Here is a 5,594-nt window from a genome sequence, read left to right as displayed (position 1 = left end):
CAAACCCTAAGAAAATTTCTCGTACAAAAGATAACTGACCAATAAAGCTTAGTTTTTCTAAGATACCAAATAGAAACTAACCAACGAAAATTGCTATAAAGAAGTGGGTCATTGTACCGTCACTAAGTAGTGACAGCATGGCCGCGTTAAACGAAAGTAACCCGATTTTATAAAATTGAGAGATGCCAGGCATTCGTTCAATCGCAATTGCTTCTTCAATTGCCTCTTCCAACGAGACTTTAAGGTTCACTAAACGACGAGATAAATCGTTAGCATAGGCGATTTTAGTTAGATTAACACCTTGACGAGTTACTCTACGTACGGACGTGTGAACTTGTCTATTTACATCAGTCGCACTGATGGTAATGCTATTAGGTGTTACCGTGGTATGTATATCACAGATATTATCAAGTGCTAAGGCTGCATATTTAATGCACTCTTCTGCACGATAAATTTCGGCTCCGTTTGCTACCATTATGCGCCCAATAGTATGGAGGAATTCAATCGATAGGATCATGGGATGCTTGTTTCACTTCCCTTAAAATAAGATATTTGACTTTATGCTAGGGCTGTTGACTCGCCTTTCCTTTTCTACATCACTATTGTGATTTATATATGATAATTTTGCATAAGTAGAACTAAAAATAATGTGGAAGGGAGATGGGAATTCCGGGAGGCAGTTCAAATGGAAACAAACTTTCCGTACGATAAAATAGATAAACAGGTTAATACATCCTGTTTAATTGTGTTCCTGGATAATAATGTGCAAGAATTTCATCGTATGATTTACCTCCTATGGCCATAGTGATATCTCCAGACTGACACATACCAACGGCGTGACCATTCCCTCTCGTCTCAATTTCAATCTCGTTATGATTCCAATTTATTTTCATATCTGTCGAGGGTAGCCCAAGTGCTGCGCGTAATCTCGAACCTTTTACTTCGGTCAACCCAATTTGGACAGTTTTGGTTCGTCCACTCGATGTTTTGTCCGTTATTTGCACGGCTTTTATTCGTTCTCGGGGTTTCATTGCCGATAGGGTAGTACCTAACTTTGCATCCAGTTCATCTGGGGAAAAAAGAATATCTTTAATTACAGGTTTTTCCGGACAAGTCACACTACGTAAATATGGTATATCGGAACCCCATTCATCTGCGGCTGACTCTGTATGACCACCACACGAATCAGAATAGGTGGCCAGGATCACATCATTATCATATACCAAGAACTGTCCTTGAGTGTCCTTCACCGCCTGTTTAATTAACCCTGTATAATCCGATGTTTTTTGTCCCCATCGCTCTTGGCGCTCTTCTGGCGATAACCAGACCTGACAGTGTATGGTGGTACAAATTGGGTCGCCGTTCGATGTGCGATGCCAAGCATAGCTACGGGCTGCCACTGCCATCGCTTTTAAGGCTTCAAGCGGATCAAGTGGAGACATTTCTCCAGCCAATACACCGACCAGGTATTCTTCCATAGGTATTTCAATGACCTTTCCATCTTTAAGTTGGAGTGGAATTCTATGTTCGTCTGAACTAGCTAACTCTCTCGTTTCTTTTACTGTGGTTTCTTTAGCGATTGAACTCCGTGGATTATTAATTATCATTAGGGGAATGCCTAACACTAGAAGTAAGACAGTTGTTATTGAACTAAATATGTAAAGTTTCCAATGCCCTAGCTTTTGCGGCATGGGGATTTCACTCCTGTCATTGTATGTCCATGCGCCAACATGTATATGACAGAGCGATCCAACTGATGACTTACCTCGGAATATAAAATGATTGAGTGTTATGTGGTCGCAAAAATAGAAAACACGCCGATCGACTTCGGGAAGAGTATGCCAAGCTGAAGCATTACAACCAATCTAATAGAAGACCGTATAATCGTAAGTTTACTGTTAATATACATTAGAAAAAGGAAAAGCGTGGCCCCTTATCTAAAGGCTCACGCTTCAGTCTGTTTATTACTGGGCAAAATAGAGAGCAGTTACGCAGGATATCCGAAAGGGGAGAAGATATGCCCTCAGTTGACACCGACATCGAACGGCTATTTCTCACCGACGTAAAACAAAAGAAAACCACAGCCTCCAGCATCCGTGGCCGTGCCTCCCGACTGGGCCGTGTCGGCAGCATGGTGATGCCGTCCGATCGGATGTCGGGGAAGGCTAAGCGTGACTATAGGCGGCTAGGACCGTTGATCGCTTACTCGCTTTTTGAAGATTTAGTGGCCTTCGATGTCTTCGACCGGATGAAGTACGAGCAACATGTTCAACTGCTCCCTAAGTGGCGGAAGAAGTACGGCTTTGATTATATTTGTCGGGAGTGGGGGCTGACAAGGTATGGGTTTGAGGTTATTTTGGGGGCTTTGAGTCCCTAAAGATTAGATAATCGAACTTATATATAATATTCTATGTAATCTACTTTTTTATATTCAGTAAAACAACTTAAGAACAAATCTACAACTAATGGGTCGAACTGAATACCGGCGAATCGTAATAATTCGGCTTTTGCCTGTTCATGACTCATCGCTTTTCGATAAGGTCGATCGTTAGTCATTGCGTCGTACGCATCAACTACAGCTAAAATTCGGCATTCAAGAGGAATAGCTTTTCCTTGTAACCCGGTTGGGTAACCCTTCCCATTCCACCATTCATGATGTTTCAAAATGAATGGTGCTATAGGTGCTAGGTCCGGTGTCGAAAGGGCAATGTTATAACCTATTTCACTATGTCTTTTCATCTCTTCACGCTCTTCTTGATCTAAAGGACCTTCTTTCAGTAAAATACGGTCCGGAATCGCGACTTTACCAATATCGTGAAACTGTCCCAAAAGACATAAATCGGCGATTTGACCTGCGGAAAGGCCCAATTTTATTCCTAATTGAATCATTAACTTACTACTTCTATTTGCGTGAACTTCTGTATTGGAATCTCTCGCTTCAAGGATTTTCTTGGTTGCTAATATCCCCGCACTTCGAGCACTTTGACTCAAGTGAAGCTTACGTCGGTATAAAGAGTTTTCCGCTTCACGAAATAAACGCTCAATATTTCTTTCGCCGATAGCTTTTGTAAAAGAATAACCAACGGAAATACTAATTGCCTTCTCGTGCCCCACATCTGCGTTGTATTTTTTTATTATATTGAAGACTAGCTGAGACGACTCTAAGGTTTCCTTACCCGAAGATTCAAGTATAGCAACACCAAATTCGTCTCCACCAATTCGAGCAACAACTATGCTCTCGTTAAACGCATTTTTCAGGATATTGGCTACATCAACCAGAATAGAGTCGCCTTTTTGAATTCCAAGACTATCATTAATATTTTTCAAACCGTTAACATCACAAATAATAATTCCAATATCCCGGTTTTTGTTATTCTCTAGAATGTTAAAAAAAGATATTCTGTTATGTAATCCGGTAAGCGAATCGCGAAATCTCAGTTGTTCCAAATTTGATTTAAGCAATCTGATCTCTTCCTGAACACTGGTTTTTCTTAGGCGTTTCTGACTGGAAGGGAATTGAATTTTGTTGTTCATTACTAGTTAACCCCCAAAATTTAATAACCAATGTTAAAGTTAATTCAAGAACAAAGAAATCCGATTGGTTTAGTATGGAAATACATTATAGTTTACAGTATATTGAAAGTCAATTATGAAATGGAAAAAATGATTTTTAACGATAATTTAACTTCCCTTCCCGCCCCGCTAGAGATAACCTACACCTGCCTCCTAGAAATCAGTTGATATTGAACATCGAAAGGAGCAGGTGTTTCTTTATCACCTAAACCCACCAAAAAATAAAAAGCGTGGGCGATTTTACACCGCCACACGCTTCAATAAGTTTATCGCTTAATAAGCACCAAAACCCATGCCAAAACCGGTGCCGAGGATGGCTATAATGATAATCAAGATAGCCAAGGCAACAATGCTATTTCCGATATAGCCTCCGCCTGTGCCGCACCCGCATGCACCCATGTTCATACCTCCTCTCTTAACTAACAACCGTCACCAACGTACCCGACGCCAATAATCGCAGGATAAAAAGCTCCGATAACGATAAGAGCAATAACAAGACCGACTACGGTGGAAAATCCAATGTAACCACCAGCAACTGTAGCCATACAGAACTCCTCCTTTCGGATTGATTGAAGAGCAACTACAATACCATTTTATGGATATAAAGCCTTTGGTGTGAACGAAAAAAACCGCCGGGAAAATTTAATCCCAGCAGTTAAGCATTGTAGCTTTGGCCATTTTGATCATCATTATTGCGATCCTCGGTTACCCACTATTACTTTATGAAAGAGCTTCTTACCGAGTGAACGTATTGGGGTATTAAAGTAATTTTGACGCCAACTCAAACTTTCCCTTCCCTTCCCTTCCCGCCCCACTAGAGATAACCTACACCTGCCTCCGAAATCAGTCGATCTTGAACATCGAAAGGCGCAGGTGTTTCTTTATGACCTCCCAACGCAACAAACCTGGACAAGGCTCCATCTACCAGCGAAAAGACGGCCATTTTGTAGCCCAGGTCCATATTGGTCAAGACGATAACGGTAAAGCGAAGTACGCTCGAAGAACGTTCAAAGCAGAGGGCGAAGCCCTACTGTGGCGTGATCAAGCTCTTGTAGAGTATCGTCAAGGTATCTTCGTAATCCCCACCACGGTGACCTTCGGCGAATGGCTGGACATCTGGCTCGAACAATATGTAAAGCCAAACGTGGTCCTAAGACCTGGGAATCATATGAGTATATCACCCGGCTTCATTTGAAGCCGAAGTTGGGTAACGTGAAGGTTCAGGCCTTGCAGACAACGCAGCTACAGAAGTTATTAAATGATAAACGGCAATCCGGCCTAGCGACGAGAACGGTCGAACTGATTCTCACTACCGCAAGAACAGCCCTCAAGCAAGCTGGTCATGATGGTCTGGTCAACAAGAACATTGCCGATCACGTCCGCAAACCAAAGCCATCCACCAAGCAGATAAATGTCTTCACCGTAGATCAAATGAAGGAATTCATGTTCATTGCTGAAGAAGACCGGCTGTGGATCGCTTTCAAGCTGCTGCTCGGAACAGGAATGAGGGTGGGGGAACTGCTAGCCCTCAAGTGGGGAGACATCAATCTCGAACGTGGCTACATCGACGTGACTAAAGGGTCGGTACTGGTGAAGAATGAAAACGGCCCGAACAAAACCCATCAGATCATCCAGGAGCCCAAAACGAAAAACGGTTACCGGAGAATCCCGATAACCGAAGATTTAGTCCGCCAACTGAAACGCTGGCAAGTACTGCAATATATAGAACGGATGAGTGAGGGTGAAGAGTATGAAGATGATGGGCTAGTCGTGACGACCAAGAAAGGTAGGATGGTCTCTCAGCGGAATCTCGCTACAAAATTCCATCGACTGCTGGCCAAAGCTGAGATTCCGAAGACCAATCTTCATTCGCTGAGACACACGTACGCCACACGTCTGCTTGAAGCTGGTGTTCATCCGAAGGTGGTTCAAGAACTGTTGGGTCATGGGAGTATAAGGATTACGCTGGATACATACAGCCACGTCTTACCGGACGTTAAGAAACAGGCCATCGATAAAAT

8 protein-coding genes are annotated in these 5,594 nt (G+C 42.7%); 3 read left to right on the top strand and 5 right to left on the bottom strand.

Going from position 1 to position 5,594, the window contains the following annotated elements:
- Nucleotides 1-76: 76 nt before the first annotated feature.
- Entirely contained in the window at nt 77-517 is a 441-nt protein-coding gene (locus H1S01_RS19475; protein WP_279287048.1) for a threonine/serine exporter family protein, read from the bottom strand.
- A gap of 208 nt (nt 518-725) precedes the next feature.
- On the bottom strand, nt 726-1,691 hold the full coding sequence (gene spoIID / locus H1S01_RS19470; protein WP_188042048.1) for a stage II sporulation protein D: 966 nt from the start codon (nt 1,689-1,691) through the stop codon (nt 726-728).
- A gap of 326 nt (nt 1,692-2,017) precedes the next feature.
- Between spoIID and H1S01_RS19465 the strand changes: the two genes are divergently transcribed.
- Nucleotides 2,018-2,377 carry a hypothetical protein gene (locus H1S01_RS19465; protein WP_188042047.1) on the top strand — a complete coding sequence of 120 codons (360 nt, stop codon included), beginning with the start codon at nt 2,018-2,020 and terminating at the stop codon, nt 2,375-2,377.
- Between the two features lie 17 nt (nt 2,378-2,394).
- Here the strand turns inward: H1S01_RS19465 and H1S01_RS19460 are convergent, their stop codons facing one another.
- The 3 genes from H1S01_RS19460 to H1S01_RS22125 all read right to left on the bottom strand — a co-directional run bounded on the left by H1S01_RS19460 (nt 2,395) and on the right by H1S01_RS22125 (nt 4,118).
- A complete protein-coding gene (locus H1S01_RS19460; RefSeq protein ID WP_188042046.1) occupies nt 2,395-3,534 on the bottom strand; it encodes an HD-GYP domain-containing protein in 1,140 nt (379 codons plus the stop codon).
- Nucleotides 3,535-3,846: 312 nt separating this feature from the next.
- Nucleotides 3,847-3,972: a hypothetical protein gene (locus H1S01_RS22130; protein WP_268892031.1), complete on the bottom strand. Its 126-nt coding sequence runs from the start codon at nt 3,970-3,972 to the stop codon at nt 3,847-3,849.
- Nucleotides 3,973-3,992: 20 nt separating this feature from the next.
- Nucleotides 3,993-4,118, bottom strand: a complete 126-nt coding sequence (locus H1S01_RS22125; RefSeq protein ID WP_279287047.1) for a hypothetical protein — start codon at nt 4,116-4,118, stop codon at nt 3,993-3,995.
- Between the two features lie 338 nt (nt 4,119-4,456).
- Between H1S01_RS22125 and H1S01_RS19455 the strand changes: the two genes are divergently transcribed.
- Together H1S01_RS19455 and H1S01_RS19450 are read left to right on the top strand one after the other, a co-directional pair.
- The gene (locus tag H1S01_RS19455) at nt 4,457-4,768 is read left to right on the top strand and encodes a hypothetical protein (protein ID WP_188042045.1); all 312 of its coding nucleotides are present in this window, start codon (nt 4,457-4,459) and stop codon (nt 4,766-4,768) included.
- A gap of 32 nt (nt 4,769-4,800) precedes the next feature.
- Nucleotides 4,801-5,594, top strand: a 794-nt coding sequence (locus H1S01_RS19450; protein WP_243237452.1) for a tyrosine-type recombinase/integrase, incomplete at its 3' end; no start/stop codon positions are given.

This window comes from Heliobacterium chlorum (assembly GCF_014502795.1).
Lineage (GTDB): Bacteria > Bacillota > Desulfitobacteriia > Heliobacteriales > Heliobacteriaceae > Heliobacterium > Heliobacterium chlorum.
Note: the sequence above shows the minus strand (reverse complement) of the source record. Positions and strands in the feature narration are given on the sequence as shown.

Bases quoted from the DNA above. Each gene is read 5' to 3' on its own strand.
- H1S01_RS19475 (WP_279287048.1), bottom strand. From the start codon at position 517: ATGATCCTATCGATTGAATTCCTCCATACTATTGGGCGCATAATGGTA.
- spoIID (WP_188042048.1), bottom strand. From the start codon at position 1,691: ATGCCGCAAAAGCTAGGGCATTGGAAACTTTACATATTTAGTTCAATA.
- H1S01_RS19465 (WP_188042047.1), top strand. From the start codon at position 2,018: ATGCCCTCAGTTGACACCGACATCGAACGGCTATTTCTCACCGACGTA.
- H1S01_RS19460 (WP_188042046.1), bottom strand. From the start codon at position 3,534: ATGAACAACAAAATTCAATTCCCTTCCAGTCAGAAACGCCTAAGAAAA.
- H1S01_RS22130 (WP_268892031.1), bottom strand. From the start codon at position 3,972: ATGGGTGCATGCGGGTGCGGCACAGGCGGAGGCTATATCGGAAATAGC.
- H1S01_RS22125 (WP_279287047.1), bottom strand. From the start codon at position 4,118: ATGGCTACAGTTGCTGGTGGTTACATTGGATTTTCCACCGTAGTCGGT.
- H1S01_RS19455 (WP_188042045.1), top strand. From the start codon at position 4,457: ATGACCTCCCAACGCAACAAACCTGGACAAGGCTCCATCTACCAGCGA.